At 30.5% G+C, this 19,184-nt stretch carries 15 protein-coding genes; 9 read left to right on the plus strand and 6 right to left on the minus strand.

Features of this window, described 5'->3' with window-relative positions:
• The first annotated feature begins 51 nt into the window (after positions 1–51).
• The 4 genes from ACTTA6_RS00850 to ACTTA6_RS00865 are packed head-to-tail and all read left to right on the plus strand — an operon-like array spanning position 52 to position 5,694.
• Positions 52–1,083, plus strand: coding sequence for a quaternary amine ABC transporter ATP-binding protein (locus tag ACTTA6_RS00850; protein ID WP_440614094.1), 1,032 nt, complete (start codon positions 52–54; stop codon positions 1,081–1,083).
• A 3-nt stretch (positions 1,084–1,086) separates the two neighbouring features.
• On the plus strand, positions 1,087–3,240 hold the full coding sequence (locus tag ACTTA6_RS00855) for an ABC transporter permease (protein ID WP_440614095.1): 2,154 nt from the start codon (positions 1,087–1,089) through the stop codon (positions 3,238–3,240).
• Between the two features lie 4 nt (positions 3,241–3,244).
• The gene (gene glpK, locus ACTTA6_RS00860; RefSeq protein ID WP_440614096.1) at positions 3,245–4,723 is read left to right on the plus strand and encodes a glycerol kinase GlpK; all 1,479 of its coding nucleotides are present in this window, start codon (positions 3,245–3,247) and stop codon (positions 4,721–4,723) included.
• A gap of 8 nt (positions 4,724–4,731) precedes the next feature.
• Entirely contained in the window at positions 4,732–5,694 is a 963-nt protein-coding gene (locus tag ACTTA6_RS00865) for a 2-dehydropantoate 2-reductase N-terminal domain-containing protein (protein WP_440680343.1), read from the plus strand.
• Here the strand turns inward: ACTTA6_RS00865 and ACTTA6_RS00870 are convergent, their stop codons facing one another.
• Entirely contained in the window at positions 5,695–7,026 is a 1,332-nt protein-coding gene (locus ACTTA6_RS00870) for an NAD(P)-binding domain-containing protein (RefSeq protein ID WP_440614098.1), read from the minus strand.
• Between the two features lie 81 nt (positions 7,027–7,107).
• Here ACTTA6_RS00870 and ACTTA6_RS00875 point away from each other — a divergent pair, with 81 nt between their 5' ends.
• The 5 genes from ACTTA6_RS00875 to ACTTA6_RS00895 all read left to right on the plus strand — a co-directional run bounded on the left by ACTTA6_RS00875 (position 7,108) and on the right by ACTTA6_RS00895 (position 13,373).
• A complete protein-coding gene (locus ACTTA6_RS00875) occupies positions 7,108–8,184 on the plus strand; it encodes an ABC transporter ATP-binding protein (RefSeq protein ID WP_440614099.1) in 1,077 nt (358 codons plus the stop codon).
• A gap of 114 nt (positions 8,185–8,298) precedes the next feature.
• Positions 8,299–9,630, plus strand: coding sequence for an ABC transporter substrate-binding protein (locus ACTTA6_RS00880; RefSeq protein ID WP_440614100.1), 1,332 nt, complete (start codon positions 8,299–8,301; stop codon positions 9,628–9,630).
• Between the two features lie 47 nt (positions 9,631–9,677).
• Complete coding sequence (locus ACTTA6_RS00885; RefSeq protein ID WP_440614101.1) at positions 9,678–10,937, plus strand: carbohydrate ABC transporter permease; 1,260 nt, start codon at positions 9,678–9,680, stop codon at positions 10,935–10,937.
• Positions 10,927–12,120, plus strand: a complete 1,194-nt coding sequence (locus ACTTA6_RS00890; RefSeq protein ID WP_440614102.1) for a carbohydrate ABC transporter permease — start codon at positions 10,927–10,929, stop codon at positions 12,118–12,120. Before ACTTA6_RS00885 ends, ACTTA6_RS00890 begins: the two co-directional genes overlap by 11 nt.
• Positions 12,120–13,373: an MGH1-like glycoside hydrolase domain-containing protein gene (locus ACTTA6_RS00895; RefSeq protein WP_440614103.1), complete on the plus strand. Its 1,254-nt coding sequence runs from the start codon at positions 12,120–12,122 to the stop codon at positions 13,371–13,373. Before ACTTA6_RS00890 ends, ACTTA6_RS00895 begins: the two co-directional genes overlap by 1 nt.
• On the opposite strand, the gene ACTTA6_RS00900 is transcribed toward ACTTA6_RS00895, so the two are convergent.
• From ACTTA6_RS00900 to ACTTA6_RS00920, 5 genes are all read right to left on the minus strand, one after another.
• Positions 13,370–14,731 carry a GH1 family beta-glucosidase gene (locus tag ACTTA6_RS00900; protein ID WP_440614104.1) on the minus strand — a complete coding sequence of 454 codons (1,362 nt, stop codon included), beginning with the start codon at positions 14,729–14,731 and terminating at the stop codon, positions 13,370–13,372. The two genes, ACTTA6_RS00895 and ACTTA6_RS00900, sit on opposite strands and share 4 nt — an antisense overlap.
• A gap of 1 nt (position 14,732) precedes the next feature.
• Entirely contained in the window at positions 14,733–16,061 is a 1,329-nt protein-coding gene (locus ACTTA6_RS00905) for an alpha-glucosidase/alpha-galactosidase (RefSeq protein WP_440614105.1), read from the minus strand.
• Position 16,062: 1 nt separating this feature from the next.
• Positions 16,063–16,914: a carbohydrate ABC transporter permease gene (locus tag ACTTA6_RS00910; protein WP_440614106.1), complete on the minus strand. Its 852-nt coding sequence runs from the start codon at positions 16,912–16,914 to the stop codon at positions 16,063–16,065.
• Positions 16,915–17,835 (minus strand): carbohydrate ABC transporter permease, encoded by a 921-nt coding sequence (locus ACTTA6_RS00915; protein ID WP_440614107.1) that lies wholly within the window; start codon positions 17,833–17,835, stop codon positions 16,915–16,917. It abuts the gene before it with no gap.
• 75 nt (positions 17,836–17,910) lie between these two features.
• Entirely contained in the window at positions 17,911–19,155 is a 1,245-nt protein-coding gene (locus ACTTA6_RS00920) for an ABC transporter substrate-binding protein (RefSeq protein WP_440614108.1), read from the minus strand.
• Positions 19,156–19,184 lie beyond the last annotated feature (29 nt).

Below are 19,184 nucleotides of genomic sequence, written 5' to 3' on the forward strand. Positions count from 1 at the left end.
AATAATTAACATTTAAATTTTATTGAATTTCATATAACTTTGAAAAGATTTATGTCTGAGACCGTTATTAAGTGTGAGTCAGTTTATAAAATTTTTGGTGAGAATGCCAAAAAAATGCTTGAAGAGTCCAACGGCAATGTAGATGCAAAGACATTTCAAGAAAACGGTTGCATAGTTGGAGTTAACAACGCTTCGTTTGAAGTTTCAAAAGGAGAAATGCTAGTAGTAATGGGTTTATCTGGGTCAGGTAAATCAACATTACTAAGATGTATTTCAAGATTAACAGATGCAACTGGAGGAAAAATTTTCATAGAAGGTCAAGATCTACTTCAATTAAACAATAAAGAATTAATTGAGCTTAGAAGAAATAAAATGGGAATGGTTTTCCAAAGTTTTGCCTTGTTGCCTCATAAAACAGTTGTAGAAAATATTGCTTTCCCACTTCAGATAAAGGGTATTAAGACTGAAGATAGTATTAGTAGAGCAATGGAAATGGTTAAACTAGTTGGACTTGATGGAAGAGAAAATTATTTTCCAAGAGAGCTTTCAGGAGGTCAACAACAAAGAGTCGGGATCGCTCGGTCTTTAGCAGTAGAACCTGATATTTGGTTTTTAGATGAACCGTTTTCAGCATTAGACCCACTAATAAGAAAAGAAATGCAAGACGAGTTTTTAAGATTGCAAGAAAAATTACAAAAAACAATTATGTTTATTACTCATGATTTTGACGAGGCTTTAAAATTAGCTGATCGAATTGCGATCATGAAAGATGGCATTATAGAACAGTTAGATACACCTGCCAACATTGTTTTAAATCCAGCTACAGAATATGTAAGAAAATTTACCGAAGAAGTTCCAAGAGAAAAAGTTTTAGTCATTGAAGATGTAATGGATAGTTCAAATAAAGATAATTTAGGAGATATAAAAGTTTCAAAAGACGACATTATCGAAAATGTTGCAGAAAAAATTCTTACTCAAGAAAAAATTGTAGGAGTGGTTGACTCTAATAACAATATTATTGGTTCAATAAAACCTTCAACAATTATTGATACAGTTTTTGGAGGAAGAAAAAATAGTAGCTAGACCATGGAATATTTAAAAAAATACCCAAAGTTGTTTCAATGGATATTTTTGTTGGTTGTATTTTTTGCTCTATGTTTTGCAATTGAAGTTCCTGAAACTTATAAATTCATAAGAGGCCAAGCAGAATTTGTAAAAGATCCTAACCAAAGTGTTTATTTTTTTCTAGGTAAAGAAGTCCGATATTATGCTTTCGATGTATTTTGGAGATTACCACCTTTACTTGGGTGGCTACCTATTTGGATAAACGACACTTTATTTTTCTTGATGAACGAGTGGATGCCAATGGAGTTTTGGAATGAAGATACTCAAGAGTTCAAAACAAGACCACTGTTATTAGAGATTAGTAGAAATTTGACGTCTTTTATGACGTTTTTGATTGAGTTGATTAGAGAAATTTTGCTTGGAGGTTTAGAAACTATAGTTGCATTCACGAGCTGGGATTTTATTGATGCTTATCCTTGGTTAGAATTACCAGGTTTACCTTGGACTATCGTTGCAGCCGGAGCGACAATACTTGCATATAAACTGAGTGGTATAGGACTTGCTATATTTGCAGGTTTAACAATGGTCTATATTTCAATCTTTGGTCAGTGGAAACCTTCAATGCAAACACTTTCTTTTATATTAGTAGCTGTTCCTCTGTCATTTGCATTCGGTATCAGTTTAGGTATTGCTGCTTACAAAAGTAAAAGAGTTGAAAATGCTTTGTATCCAATTCTTTTAGTGATGCAAACAATGCCTCAATACGCAGTATTAGTTCCTGCCCTTGTTTTGTTCGGTGTTGGTGATCATGCAGCTGTAATAATTACAATGGTAGTAGCAGTTCCTCCAATGATTTTATTAACTATTCTTGGACTACGAGCAGTTCCTCCAGAAGTCATCGAAGCAGGAAGAATGAGTGGTTGTACAAATTGGCAGTTAATGACTAAAGTACTTATTCCAACCGCAAGAAGAGATATCTTAATAGGAGTTAACCAAGTAATTATGGTTTGTTTTTCTATGGCAGTAATCTCTGCGTTTATTGGTGCTAAAGGATTAGGATTTAATCTATTGCTTGCTTTGAACCAACTTAACATTGGTCTCGCTCTTGAGGCAGGTTTATGTATTAGTTTGATTGCAATTCTATTAGATAAAATGTCATTAGCGTGGGCAAATCAACAACAAGATTATTTCGGCAATCTTACTTTTTTCCAAAGAAATAAAAATATTATATTTTTTGGTGGATCAGTAGTTGTTGGAGCTATTCTTGCTTATATCGGAACATTTATTTTTAAAGATACATTTAATTATTTATTTGAAGTTCCACACAACAAAGGATTTTCAACAGCTGATTTTTGGAACAAGGGTGTAGATTGGATTTTTGATACATTCTTTGTTTACATAAAAGCATTTAATACATGGTTAATTACAGAAGTGCTTCAACCAATGAGAGCTCTGTATCTAAGAATGCCAGCTGTTGCTACTTTAGTGTTAGCTGTAGGTGCTGGTTATTTAATTGGAGGAATTAGATCAGCATTAGTTGTTGCTGCTTTAACTTTATTTATAGCATTAAGTCCTTGGTGGGATAGAGCATTGGTTACATTGTACATGGCAACTTTTGGAGTAGTTGTTTCTTGTTTAATAGGCTTCACAGTTGGAACTTTATGTTTTCAAAACAAAAAGTCTGCAGCATTTATGTTAGGGGTTTGTGATATTTTTCAAACTTTCCCATCATTTGTATACCTAATTCCTGTAATGATGCTGTTTGGAATTACAGATACTTCAGTATTAATTGCTGTAATTGTTTACGCTACAATTCCAGCAACCAGATATACTATTGAAGGGTTAAGAAGTGTACCTGCTGGTTTGCATGAAGCAGCAACGATGTCAGGTGTTAATAAATTTCAAAGATTAACTAAGATTGAATTTCCATTAGCTTTCCCACATATGATGCTTGGAATAAATCAAACAATCGTATTTGCTTTATTTATGGTCATTATTGGAGCCTTTATTGGAACAGAAGATCTAGGCCAGTACATTTTAAAGGCATTGTCAGATAAAAATGGAGCTGGAATAGGATTAACTCTAGGTATCTGTGTTGCTTTCATAGGATTGATTTTTGATAATTTAATCAGAACTTGGGTTGAGAAAAGAAAAAAACACTTAGGCATAGCTTAGTCCATTGAAAAAATTTATTATTTCTATTGATCAAGGAACAACATCTTCAAGAGTAATTTTATTTGACATAAAAGGTAATATTGTTTTTGTTTCACAATTTGAATTTAAACAATATTTTCCAAAAAATGGTTGGGTAGAACATAATCCAAATGAGATCTGGTCCACAACACTTAAAGCTTTAAAACAAGTAATAAATAAAGCCAAAAAATTAAAAGGTCACATACTTACAATTGGAATTACAAATCAAAGGGAAACAACAATTCTATGGAATAAAAAAACAGGAAAGCCAATTTATAATGCAATTGTATGGCAAGATAGAAGAACCCAAGATTACTGTAAATTGCTTAAGAAAAAAAATTATGAAAATCTATTTAGAAATAAAACTGGATTATTTATAGATCCATATTTTTCAGCAACAAAAATTAAATGGATTTTAGACAATGTTAAAATTTCCAAAAAACTTCTTAGTTCAAATGATTTATTGTTTGGGACTGTAGATACATTTTTAATTTGGAAATTAACAAAAGGTAAGCAGCATTTAACTGAAGCATCTAATGCAAGCCGAACAATGCTGTATAATATTAATAACAATAAATGGGACAAAGAAATTTTAAAAAAACTAAATATTCCACTTAAGATTTTACCAGAAGTCAAAAACTCAGCAGATAATTTTGGAAAAACAGATAAAAAAATTACAGGGGTCGAAATTTCAATTTCTGCAGTTCTTGGTGATCAGCAGGCTGCAGCATTTGGACAAACTTGTTTTGAAAAAGGATCTATAAAAAGTACATATGGTACTGGTGCATTTGTTATTATGAATACTGGTCCAAAAAAAATTAATTCGAAAAACAAATTACTGACTACTATTTGCTATCGATTAAATAATAAAAATACTTACGCCTTAGAAGGTTCAATTTTTATAGCTGGCGCAGGAGTACAATGGTTAAGAGATAAAGTAAAATTGATCAAAAAAGCACCTGAAACTGAAAAAATTTCAAAATCATCTAAAATTAATGACGGTGTTTTTGTTGTACCAGCTTTTAGCGGAATGGGAGCACCTTATTGGAGACCAGATGCAAGAGGAGTAATCACAGGACTAACAAGAGACAGTGATTGGAAAAGTATAGTAAGAGCAACCGTAGAATCTGTTGGTTATCAAAGTTTTGATTTGTTTGATTCAATGAACAAGGATGGTTTGAAACCAAGAATAGTTAAGGTAGATGGTGGAATGGTTGCAAATAATTGGTTCACACAATTTTTAGCTGACATTATTAATTTAAAAGTAGTTAGACCAAAAATATTAGAGACAACTGCTTTGGGTGTAGCTTTATTAGCTGGACTTCAAATAGGAGAATATAAATCTTTAAATCAAATCAAAAATATGTGGAAAAAAGATCGTGTTTTCTCTCCAAATATTAAAAAAACATTAAGAAACGAACTTTTAGCGGGGTGGAAACTAGCAATTAAAAAAACTTTAGCGTAACTAGTCTTATGAAAAAAGTTTTAATAATAGGAGCGGGCGCAATGGGTGCTGCATTTACTTTTCCCCTTGCTGACAATAATCATAGAGTAACTTTAACCGAGCCTTACAGTAAAAATCTATTAAATAAATTAATAACCAAAAACAAATTTCATCCAGCATTAAAACTTAAATTGTCAAAAAAAGTTTCAATCAAAAAATTTTCATCAGACTTACTTAATGAAAAATGGGAATTAGTTGTTGTTGCAGTAAGTTCTATTGGAATTGAAATGGTTAGACAGCATTTAAAAAATATAAAAAGAAAAGTTTCTATTCTCGTTTTGACCAAAGGTCTTAAATATGATCGAAATAATAAAAAAATTATTACTATGTCGGAGCAACTAAATAAAGGAAATAAAAATTTAAATATTTCAGTTTTAAAAGGACCTTGTCTAGCAAAAGAGTTAGCAAAAAAAATAAAAAGTTACACTGTGATAGCAAATAAGAATATTAATATTGCAAAAAATATAGGAAAATTAATCTCAACTAAATATTACAAAACAGAATATTCAAGTGATGTGAAAGGAGTTGAATTTTCATCTGCAATTAAGAACATATATTCAATGATTATTGGATCGGGTGAAGGTGAAAATACTGCTTCAGCTTTATTTAGAAAATCATTAGATGAAATGGAATATTTAATAAAATATTTTAGAGGTAAAAAAGAAACAGTTCATGGGTTAGCTGGAGTGGGTGACTTATATGTTAGTGCAGTTGGAGGAAGAAATAGCAAAATGGGTGAATACTTAGGGAAAGGCTATACTTTTAAAATTGCAAAAAATAAATTTATGAAAAATGATACAGTTGAGGGCGCAGATCTTGCTAGAGAGATAGCACCCTACATACTGAAAAAAATTAATAGAAATAAAATACCACTTATGTTTGCACTATTAAGTGCAATCACAAAAAATAAAAAATTAAAAGTTAACTATTAATTATTTATTTAAAAAAGTTTTCATCGAGTCGTCCATTGCAGTTTCCCATGGAGTATGGTGTATAGGTGCAACAGAACCTGTAACAGGTGATGAAAACGATTTGTTTCTGTAAGTTAAGATGTCTTCTACTTTATGATGTTCCCATTCTTTGAAATGTTTTCTAATTAATTCAAAATCTATTTTTGGATAATCAGACATATCATGAAGTTCTTTCGTGTACTCAGTTTGAAAATCAATCATTTGATCTGGGTTTTCTAATTTTTCCTCCATAGCAACCCATTTATTGATATCTTTATTGATATCATCAGCACTTGGCATTTTAATTTTCCCCATGATCACATCTCTTGCAAACCAAGCTTGGCAATCAAACATATTAAAAGTATGGAATTGGTCTTGCATACCAAGATATAAAAGTTTGTGATTATCTTGCCAAACAACTCCTTTATATAATTTCGGTGGATACAATCTGTTATGTGTTTTTAACTTTATGCTTTCATCTAAAAATGGAAAATGATGCAGGTAACCAGTGCACAAGATTATTGCATCTGCATCTTGTTCTGTACCATCTTTAAAAATTGCTTTTTTTCCTTCCAATCTATCTAGATAATGAACTTCTTTCATACCTTTAGGCCACTTAAATCCCATAGGTACATTTCGATATCCAATAGTTACACTTTTGGCCCCATATTTATTACACTGTAGAGCAACATCCTCAGCTGAATAACTGCTTCCTAAAACAATCACATCTTTTCCTCTAAACTCCTCTGCATCTCTAAAATCATGTGAATGCATTATTCTTCCTGGAAAAGAATTCATTCCCTTGTATTCAGGAATAAATGGAACAGAGAAATGACCAGTAGACACAACCAAATAATCAAATGTATCTTTTAAAATTTCGTCTTTAGCTTTGTCTTGATAAGTAATTTCAAATTTTTCATTGCTGAAAGTTACATTTGTAACTCTTGTGTTTAGTTTTATTTTATTTTTAATTTTACCTTTGCTTACTCTTCCAAGTATATAATCTTGCAAAACTTCTCTTGGCGGAAAAGAAGGAATTGGCTGTCCAAAATGTTCATCAAAAGAATAATCTGCAAACTCTAAACATTCTTTAGGACCATTTGACCATAAATATCTATACATACTATTATGAATTGGGTCCCCGTATTGGTCACTACCTGTTCTCCAATTATAGTTCCACAAACCTCCCCAATCTTCTTGTTTTTCAAAACAAACTATTTCAGGAATTTTTTCACCTTTATTTTCTAAGTGTTCGAATGCTCTTAACATTGATAGACCGCAAGGTCCTGCTCCAATAATTGCAATTTTACTCATTGTGTTTTCTCCAGTTTATAAATATGCTTACCAAATATAAACAAATTAAAAATAAAATTACAATATAATTATTAACTCAAGATGGCTGAGATAAATATTTCTAATATAAATAAATCTTTTGGATCTACGCATGTGATCAAAGATGTGTCTTTGGATATAAAAAGTGAATCTTTCACTGTATTGGTTGGACCAAGCGGATGTGGAAAATCAACAATGTTAAGAATGATTGCTGGCTTAGAGGAGATCAACTCAGGAACAATTTCAATAGATGGACAAGTTGTAAATGACCTTCCTCCTAAAGAAAGAAATATCGCAATGGTTTTTCAATCATATGCTTTGTATCCACACATGACAGTGTTTGATAATATGGCTTTTGGATTAAAGATTGAAAAAAAATCTAAAGAAGAAATTACAGAAAGAGTTATGGAAGCTGCTAAAATTCTTCAAATTGAAGAATACTTAGAGAGAAAACCAAAACAATTATCAGGGGGACAAAGACAAAGAGTTGCAATTGGTAGAGCTATTACAAGAAAACCAAAAGTATTTTTGTTTGACGAACCTTTGTCCAATTTAGATGCAGCTTTAAGAGTTCAGATGAGAGTAGAATTAGCTAAATTGCATGATCAATTAAATGCAACAATGATTTATGTTACACACGATCAAACAGAAGCAATGACACTTGCAGATGATATAGTTGTATTGGACCAGGGTATTGTTTCTCAAAAAGGATCACCTTTAAAATTATATAATGAGCCAGAAAATTTATTTGTAGGTGGATTTATTGGTTCACCAAAGATGAACTTTATTAATTCTAAAGTTCTAAGTTCTAATAATTCTGGAACAGAAGTTGAAATTTCAGGACAAGGGAAAATTATTGTTCCAAAAATTTCAGATAAAGTTTCACCTGGTGATAGTGTTAAAATTGGTATCAGACCTGAGCATATCTTAATCAATGGAGGCGAAAATTGCTGGGAAAGCAAAGTATTCGTAATTGAAAAATTAGGTTCATCTACTTTTTTGTATCTTGAAAAAGAGGGAGAACCTCTAGTAGTTCAAACTGATGGAGCCAGCAAAGTTAACGTAGGCGACAATCTTAGCTTAAGTTTCGATCTAAACAAATGTCATTTATTTGATAGCAATAATTTAGCCTTTAAATAAAGGTTTTTTTCATTTCTTGTTGAAACTTACTCAAACGAGATATGACACTATTGCATAAGAAATTTCTTTTTAAAAATAATAAGGTTTAATTAAAATAATAATAAGGAGATAACAATGTTTAAAAAAACATTAATAGTATTATCTGCTTTAGCATTTTTTATTAATAATGTTGCTTTTGCAGATATCAAGTTTTGGACAACTGAAACTCAACCAGCAAGAATGGCTAAGCAAGAAGATATGGCTAAAGCTTTCGAAGCAAAAACTGGTATTGCAGTTGAAGTTATTCCAATCGATGAGAAAGAATTAGGTAAAAGAGCAACAGCTGCAGCTGCAGCAGGTGATTTACCTGATGTAATTTATCATACACTTCAATATGTATTGCCATGGGCTGAAGCAGGAATTTTAGATGTTGATGCTAACAATGATGTAGTTAAAGAATTAGGTAAGAAAACTTTTGCACCTGGAGCATTAAAAATGGCTAAGCAAGGATCAAAAATTGCTGCTGTTCCAGTTGATGGTTGGACTCAAATGATCGTTTATAGAAAAGATCTTTTTGAGAAAGCGGGTTTAGAGCCACCAACTAGTTATGCAAATATCACCAAAGCAATAGAGGTTTTATCTTCAAGTGATATGTTTGGATTTGTTGCTGCTACAAAAACAGACGAAAACTTCATGAGTCAGGTTTTAGAACATGTATTATTGGCTAATGGAGTTAACGTAGTTAAAAAAGGTGGTATTAAAAAACAAGGAAACAAACTTAAAAAAGCTTTAGAGTTTTATAAAACAATTGCAAAAGCTAGTCCAGAAGGTGAATTATACTGGAAGCAATCTAGAGAACTTTATTTTGCAGGTAAAACTCCAATGATTATCTGGTCTCCATTTATTATGGATGAGTTAGCAGGGTTAAGAGATTCTGCTCCTCCAACAATAAATGACGATCCAACTTCAAGTGAGTTAGCATCAAAAACTGGTTTCATTACAAACTTTAGTGGACCGAACAATAAAAAAGGTGCTGCTTGGGCAGATGTAAGATACTTTGGTATAACAGCTGATGCAGATACGGATGAAGCTAAACAGTTTATTCTTTATTCTATGGATGAAGGATATACTTCAACTTTAGCAATTGCTCCTGAAGGAAAATTTCCTGTAAGAAGAGGTAATGCAAGTGATCCAGCTGCGTATACTAAAGCTTGGTCAAAACTTCCAGTTGGAGTAGATAGAAAAGCTCCATTAACTGATCTTTATTCAGCAGATGTTATCGATAACATTGTAGCTGGTTTAGATACTGCTAATAGATGGGGAGTTAAAGAAGGTGAACTTTCTAGAGCTTCTAAAGTTATCAATTCTCAATTCATTAATAGAATAACAAGATTATATATTGATGATCAAATTGATGTTGATGAAGCAGTTGATATGATCAATACTGCATTAGCACAGTTCAATTAATTTTAATTTTTTAAAAAAGCGGATAATATTAATTATCCGCTTTTTTTATGAGTAATTCACTTTCAAAAATAGAAAAAAGAACTGCTTATGCCTTAACTTTGCCAGCAGTTTTAATAGTATTTGCAATAGTATTATTTCCAATATTTTCAAACGTTTGGATTAGTTTTAAGGAAGTTCAATTAAAAGATATAAGAATTCCAGAGCCACGAGCTAAAAAAATAGTTAAATCTATTAAAAACGAAGATTCAAAAATAAAGATTATATATAAATTAAGAAATAGTTCCTTAATTCAAGATATTAGAAATGTTAAATTTCAAGATAAATTCCCAAGTAATGTTAAACCGATTGATTTAGATGAGAGATGTAAGTTCACTTCAAATAAAGTTCAGTGTGATTTTGGTAATTGGTCAAAAAAATACAGAGAGCAATTTATAATTTTTTTTGAGACAAAAAATGGTGAAAAAATTGATAAAAAACAATTTAAATTAAATAAACCTAATTTAAAGGGAAAAGCAGATAACATACTTTTGACAAGTGATTTTACTTTGTCAAATTTTAAAAAAGTAATCACAAACTATGAATTTAAAGATTTATTATTAACAACATTTTATTATACTTTTTTTGGAACTGTGGGTGCGATTGTTTTTGGAATTTTGTCAGCACAAATGGTAAATCAAAAGTTTAGAGGTCGAAGCTTTGTAAGAAGTACGTTATTGTTTCCTTATGTGGCTCCAGTTGTGGCCTTAGCTTTTACATGGGAACTTCTATTAGATCCTAATAGTGGTACTTTAAATAATCTATTACTGAATTATAGTATAATAGATAAGCCAATAAATTTATTAGGTCAAAAGTATGTATCAATTTTTATTTTTGGTTTTGAATTTAAATTAAGATTAGCGCTTACAACTGTTATTATCTTTGAAATCTGGAGATATTTTCCTTTAGCTTTTCTTTTTATATTAGCAAGACTTCAAGCAGTTCCTAAAGAACTTTATGAGGCAGCAGATATTGATGGTGCTGGGCCTTACACTAAATTTATGAATATAACATTGCCACAGATTACTGCAGTGATTTCAATTTTGTTTATGATTAGGTTTATTTGGAATTTTAATAAGTTCGAAGATATTTTTCTTTTAACAGGAGGTGCGTCAGGAACAAGAACACTTCCAATTAATGTCTATGAACAGGGATTTTCAATAGGAAATATTGGAATGGGATCTGCTGTATCAATGGTGATTGTATTATTACTTTTATTTTTTATGTTAATTTATTTTAAGCTTATAGGAAAAAGAGCCAATGAGAATTAAATCAATTATCACATTTAGTCTAATTTCCTCATTTTTTTTATTTTCACTGATTTCTATTTGGAAAATTTTATCCACATTACAAGGAATTGAGCTTCAAACTTTAAATTTTAATTTTTATTTTTTAAGTGGAATTATAATTTCTATTATTTCAATTTTCTTAAGTGAAAAATTTAACAAATTATCTAAAGTAATTTTATTAGCATCTGTGTTTGTTTTAGTTGATTATTTTATTAATAGTTCTTTACCTGTTTGGCATTATATAGGTACATTTCTTATACTATTATTTTTTGTTAATAAGCTATCTAATTATAATAAAAAACATTTTAATTATGATTTTTCTGCACAAATTATATTTTTTGATTTTTTAACCTTATTTGGAATAATCTTTTTTTCTTTTGTAATTTTATTCCCTTTTTACTTGATGCTAGTAACAAGCTTCAAGACCCAAGCCCTTTTATTAATTAATCCTTTAGATTTCAGTGTTGATTTAACACAAGATATAAAAACCTTATTCAAATCCTATATTGTGGTTTTTACAGAATATAATTTTGGCAGGTACATGCTTAATAGTTCAATTGTTTCAGTAGGCACGGTTATAATTACTTTATTACTTGGGATCCCAGCAGCTTATGCAGTAGCAAGATTAAACTTTTTTGGAAAACATTTTTTATCTACTTCTATTTTAATTATATATATGTTTCCAGCTATTGTCCTCGTCATACCTCTTTACACAGTTTTTAGTCAATTAGGTCTAAGAAATTCTGTATTTGGATTATTAATTATTTATACAGCCACAACACTGCCAGTTGCAATTTATATGCTCCAAGGATATTTCAAAAGTATACCAAAAGAACTTGAAGAAGCGGGTATAATGGATGGACAAAATTGGTTTGGAATAATTGTTAAAATCATTTTACCTTTAAGTTTACCAGCAATTGCCTCTGTAGCATTATATGTATTTATGATTGCCTGGAATGAGTTTTTATTTTCACTAATGTTTTTAGATAGCCCTAGCTCATTTACATTATCAAGAGCAATACAGTTCTTAAACGTAGGAGCTGAAACACCAAGACAATATTTAATGGCTGGTTCAGTAGTTGTAACTTTACCAATTTTATTTATTTTTGTTTATTTTGAAAAATATTTAGTTAGTGGATTAACATCAGGGAGCGTTAAGGGTTAATGAGTTTGTTAAAAAGAGAAGCTGAGAATATTTTATTAAATAATAGGCGTGAGGGATACACTCTGCCTACAAACAATAAGTTGTACCCAGCTCAATGGAATTGGGACTCAGCATATATAGCCCTCGGTTATTCTTATTTTAATAAAGAATACGCAATAGTTGAGTTAGAAAAGTTGTTCGAAGGACAATGGTCAGACGGTATGGTTCCTCATATTTTGTTTCATCAAAAGGATGAAAATTATTTTCCCAATCATAATACTTGGCAGTGTGGCGATAAAATTCCATCATCTGGAATAACTCAACCACCTATAGTCTCAAGTATTTTAAAATTAATGTTAGATAAGAATGAATTTAGTTCGAGTGAAATGAAAAGAATTTTGAACTTAATAAAAAAAACAAAAAAATATTTAGAATGGTTTTATAAATATAGAGACCCAAATGATACTGGTTTAGTATCAATATTACATCCTTGGGAAAGTGGCACAGATAATTCGCCTTTATGGGATTTTCCTTTAAGTAAAATTTTAATTGAAGAAAATTTGGAATATAAAAGAAGAGATTTGGATGTCTCAAGTAGTGATGTACGACCACTTAAAAGAGATTACGATTGTTATATTACTCTTTTAAATCAGTTCAGAAATGAAAAATATAATCCTGAAAAGCTCTACGATATTTCAATGTTTAATGTTGCTGATATAGGTTTTAATTCTTTGTTTTTGAAAGCTTGCAAAGATCTAGTCTATATTGCAACAAAAAATAATATTGACTGTGCTTCAATTGAAAAAAAAATAACAAAAACTGAAAATAAATTGATTAGTTTATATAATCAAAATGATAATTCATTTTATTCATTCGATGTTTTAAATAAGCAATCTTTAGAAATCCCTTCTATTACAAATTATTTTATTTTGTTTGCAGATATTCAAAATAAAGAAATTAATAATTCGATAATTCAAAGTTTAAAAAAGTATAATTCGAATGAAAAATATTTCTTTTCGTCAATAAAGCCTGATAGCAAATATTTTGAGGAGATAAGATATTGGAGAGGACCTGTTTGGATTAATTGTAATTGGATCTTATATAAAGGATTATTGGAAAAAGACCCTAATTTTGCTAATAAAATAAAATCACATACATTAGATTTAATGCATGAAAAGGATTTTCATGAATACTACAGTTGTAAATCAGGAACTCCTTATGGTGCTAATAATTTTTCTTGGTCAGCAGCTTTATATTTGGATTTAATAAATTAAAAGTCTAGTGGAATGGAATTCTCTTCCACAAGTTTTTTGAAAAAATAATATGACTTTTTAGGAGTTCTTTTTAAAGTCTTAAAATCAACGTGCACTATTCCAAATCTCTTTTCAAATCCTAATGCCCATTCAAAATTATCCATGAATGTCCATGCAAAATAGCTTTTAACTTTAGCTCCATCATCAATAGATTTTTTTACAGCATTTAAATATTTTTTAAAATAATCAATACGATCGGTGTCGTTTATTTCTCCATTTTTTTCAATTAAATCTGGATATGCAGCTCCGTTTTCAGTTAAATAAATATCTGGATTTCCATAATTATTTTTTAAATCCATAATTTGATCATAATAAGCATCTGGAACAATTTCCCATCCCATAAGAGTTAACTTTGTATCTTTATCTTCAAGACCAAAAGGTAATTCATCATTAACTGCTCCTCTTGCTTTAAGTAAATTATTGTTGTCAGCTTTAATTCTATAATGTTGATAATGGTTTAATCCTATAAAATCATTTTTTTGAAAAATAGTTTTCATGTCATCTTGTTGAATATGTTTTGAGACATTATCAATTAATAATTCTGGATACTTTCCAAGATACATAGGGTCAGCAAATGATCTATTCCAATAAGTATCAAATAATTTAGTAGCATGAAGATCTTCACTTGATTTTGTAGCAGGAATACAGGGTGCCATATTAAATGAACAACCAATTTTAATATTATTGTTTAAAGCTTTCATTGCTTGAAAAGCTGTACCATGTGCAAGATTAACATTATGTATTGATGCAAAATATTTCTCTAAATCTTTGTATCCTGGAGCCATATAACCATCTACATATCCATAAATTGTAAAAACAGCTGGTTCATTAAATGTGATAAAATGATTACATCTGTCTCCAAAATTTTTAACAATAGACTCTGAATAATCTGCAAATATATTTGTCATATCTCTATTTGCCCAACCTCCTTTATCTTGTAGAGATTGAGGAAGATCCCAGTGATATAAAGTTATGAAAGGTTCAATATTTTTTTCTAAACATTTGTCAATTAATCTTGAATAAAAATCTATCCCTTTTGGATTTATTTTACCTTTTCCTTCTGGAATAATCCTAGTCCACGCTAAAGAAAATCTATAGGAATTTAGATTTATATTAGCCATCAACTCAATATCTTCTTCGTATCTATGATAATGATCTACAGCTGTATCCCCGTTTTCATTATTTTTTACTTTTCCAGGTGTATGTGTAAAAGTATCCCAAATACTTTTACTCTTTCCATCTTTATCAATAGCACCCTCTATTTGGTAACTTGCAGTTGCAGTCCCCCAAAAAAAACCATTAGGAAAGTTATTTTTCATGTCAATTAAATTTTGGTATCCAATTTTTATGAGCTATTAACAACTCATCTACCATAGAACTTATTTGATCTAAACTTAATAAAGAGGAAGTAAGTGGATCCAACATAGCTGCATGATAAATAGCATCTTTCTTTTTAGTTCTTAAAGCTTCAACAGTTAACTGTTGTACATTTATATTAGTTTTCATTAGGTTTGCTAAATGCATTGGTAAATCCCCAACTTTTTGTGGGTTAATTCCTTCATTATTTATTTTACATGGTACTTCAACACAACAATCATCTGGTAAATTAGAAATCAACTTGTTATTCAAAACATTACCATTAATTGTGTCTTCTTTTCCGTCAACAATTGATACAATAATCCGTGAAGCATACTCTAAAGATTTCTCACAAACAAATTTTTCTCCATCTAATAAATTTTGCTCTTGTTGATCCCACTCTTTAATTTGTTTTTTGCACCTTCTAATATATTCATTAATTGGAATATTGAATTCACTCAATAAATCCTCTCTGTTATTTTTAATAAACCAAGGAGTATATTCTGCAAAGTGTTCGGATGATTCTGTAACAAAATATCCAAATTTTTCTAAAACTTTATATCTAACTTCATTCGTGCATCCGTCCCAATTGGTTCCAAATGTTTTTTCTTTTCCAGCTTTAAAAATTTTAGGATAAAGATTTTCTTTTTTTCCATCAGAATTAATTTTTTCAAACTTAGTATAAAAAGACATATGATTGATACCTGAACATTCATAACTAATATTTTTAATATCCTCACCAATATCTTTTGCTAAATCTTCAGCAGTTCCTTGCACAGAATGACAAAGCCCAACATATTTAAGCTCAGGGGCAAATTTAGACAATGCTAAACAATTAATTGCCATAGGATTAACATACTGCAACATAGTTGCGCCCGGACAAACTTCATTCATATCTTTTGCAACGGACAACAGGGCAGGAACTGTTCTCAATCCTCTCATAATTCCACCTATTCCTAAAGTGTCACCAATAGTTTGTTTTAGTCCATACTTTGCTGGTATTTCAAAATCAATAACTGTAGAAGGCTCATAACCTCCTATTTGAAACATTAATATTACGAAGTCAGCTCCACTGAGTGCTTTTTTTTGATTTTTTTCAATTATAATTTTTGGATTTACACCTATTGATTTTGCAACTTTTTCTGCGACTAAATTTGAGGTTTTTAATCGTCTTTCATCAATATCTTGCAAAACTATTTCACAGTTACTGAATTTTTTTTCAAGCAAAATATCTGTAAGTATATTTTTCATAAACACAGTACTTCCAGCTCCAATAAATGTAACTTTAATCATACTAACCTTTAGTTGCCCCAAGAGTTAATCCAGCAATAAAATGTTTTTGCATTAAGAAAAACATAACAACGGGAGGTATAGCAGCAACAATGGATCCAGTTGATAACAAGTGATAAGCTGTAATCCATTGACCATTCAATGATTTTAATCCAGCAGTAATAGGCATTGCATGATCACCTTGTATTAAGACAGTTGCCCAAAAATAATCGTTCCAAATAAATGTAAAAATTAATACACAAAGTGCTGCTATAGCTGGTCTAGTTAAAGGTAATATTATTTTCCAAAATATTTTAAATTCAGATGCTCCATCCATTCTTGCGGCTTCAATAAGCTCTTGAGGTAGAGCTTTAATAAAATTTCTCATAAAAAGTGTACAAAACCCTGTTTGAAAAGCTACATGAAATAACACCAATCCTGTAATAGTGTTGTAGAGACCAATTTTAAAAGTCAGGTCTCTAACTGGTATCATTAAAATTTGAAATGGAACAAAGTTTCCAGCTATAAAAATAAAAAATATTGTTAAATTTGTCTTAAATTTATAGTTAGCAAGTGCAAAGCCAGTCATACAACTTAAAGCAACCGCTCCTAACATTGTTGGTATAGTTACTTTAAAACTATTTAGAGTATATTTAACCATTGGAGTTTTAGTGAAAACATCGTGTAAATTTGAAAAAAGTAAAAATTCACTCGGTGTTCCCCACATGTTTCCAGCTGTAATATCTCCCAGGCCCCTGATAGATGTCATTAAAATACCAAATATTGGTATCAGCCAAATAATTAATGAGATAGGTAAAAATATTTTATAAATATATTGATTTACAACTGGTCTTTGATGAATAGGAGTAGGGAACATTTAGTTATTATCCTCTCTCTCATTTCGATACATTCTGTATATGAAAAACAAAATATAAAACATCATTATCGTAAATAAAACAGTTGCTATTGCTGACCCGTATCCCATTCTGTATCCATATTCACTTAAAGCTTGCTCAAACATGTAATACGCCAAGACATTTGAATATCCATAAGGACCTCCTTGAGTCATTATTGCTACCATATCGAAACTTCTTAGTGCACCAATTACAGTAACTACAATTGCTAGAAAAGTTGCAGGTCTAAGCTGTGGGAGTACTATGTTCCAAAATAAATGAAACCCTTTAGCACCATCCATTCTTCCAGCTTCGATTTGTTCAGGGTTAATATTATTAAGTCCTGTTAAATATAAAATTAAACAATAAGCAATTTGCGGATATAGACCTGCAAATATTATCCCATAAGTAGCAGTATCTTCATTTGCAAGAATTGAAAATCCCTCTAACCCAATGAAATTTAGAAATGGTGCAATGACCCCATAGTTTGGTTGGTAAAACCAGGTAAAAATTAGACCAATAACCACTTGAGATATAACAAATGGAAAAAAAAATAGAGATTTTACTAACCTAATTCCAAAAACAACTTGATTTAAAAATATTGCTAATCCAAGACCAATAGGAACAGCTAGCATGAAAAATACTAACCACTTAACATTATTCCAAAGTGAAATATAAAAATATTCATCATCTAGTAGTTCAATATAATTTTGAAGACCAACATATATCGAAGGGGACAAGCCATCCCATTGATAAAAAGATATACCAATAGATACAAATATTGGAGCTATTACATAAATGAAAAAAAATATCAAACCTGGAGCTAAAAAAATCCATGGGCTTACTTTAATTTGATTTTTTTGCCACCAAGTAATTCTTTTTGCTTTTGAATTATTTAGTTCCATTTAATTCTATTTTAAAAATTGATGAAATCGATTTTAAACCTAGGGGCTAATAAGCCCCTAAGTTAAATTAAAAGTTTATTTATAAACTCTTTGACGTACTTTTTCTAATCTTTCCAAGATTTTTTGTCTTCTGTCTGGATTAGACATGTATTCTTGGAAGCCCTTCATACCTTCTGATGCCATTTGAGCTGGAGCATCTCTATCGTAGAATTGCGCCATCGCATAAGCATTATTAAGCATATTTAATCCTGCTGATAAGAAAGGATCTCCTTCTTTAACACCAGAGTTTTTGTTAATAGGTAGCTGACCTAATATTTTATTAATCTCTTCTTGCACATCAGCTCGAGACATAAATATCAAGAAACGTTTTGCATCAGTTTTATTCTTAGCTTTTGAAGGTATATGCACTGTATCAGTAGGTGCCTCCTCAGCCATTGGAATACCTGGAGTTATTTCAGGAAATTGAAAGAATCCTAAAGTATCATCATTTAAACCACCCTCTTTTAAAGGAGCAACTGCAAAATTACCCATAACATACATTGCAGCTTCACCATTAATCATTGGGGTTAGAGCCTCTTGCCAACTTAGAGCAGCATGATTTTCTAAAAAGTAACCAGGTTTAACCAACTCATCCCATTTATCAAAAACTGCTTGAACTTTAGCATCAGTATAAGGAACTTTTCCTAAAGTAAGATCCATATGGAATTCATATCCATTTGTTCTTAAATTTAAGTAGTCAAATACTCCTGCAGTAGTCCATAGATATTTTGATCCAATAGTTATCGGTGTAACACCACTTGCTTTAATTGTTTCACAAGCTTTAACGAACTCATCCCAAGTTTTTGGAACACTAATACCTAAGTTATTAAAAATATCTTTTCGGTAATAAACTCCCCACTGATAGTAAGTATAAGGAATTCCCCATTGCTTGCCACCAATTGTCATGGATTTTTTAGCATGCTCCATATTTTCACTTAAGTTTCCATCAACCCATCCTGAATCTGACCAGATATCAGACACATCTTCAAATAAACCTGCTCTAACAAATGGCAACATTCTGTTTCCTGCATACCAGTTTGCCACGTCAGGTGGATCAGTGTTCAAAAAATTTCTAATAGATTGTTTGTAACCTTCATGATCAAAAACATTCCATTTTACTGTGACATCAGGATTTTCATCTTCAAATTTCTTAATGATATATTCAAAAGCTGCTTTAGGTGCTGCATCAGATGTATCTGTGTTTATTACTAAAGTACCAGCAAATGAAGTTGAAGAGATTATTCCAAACGTCATTATTAATGAGATAATAATCTTTTTCATTTATACTCCTTTTATTATGTATGAGTAAT

It is taken from the genome of Candidatus Pelagibacter sp. HIMB1636 (genome assembly GCF_052047675.1).
Taxonomy (GTDB): domain Bacteria; phylum Pseudomonadota; class Alphaproteobacteria; order Pelagibacterales; family Pelagibacteraceae; genus Pelagibacter.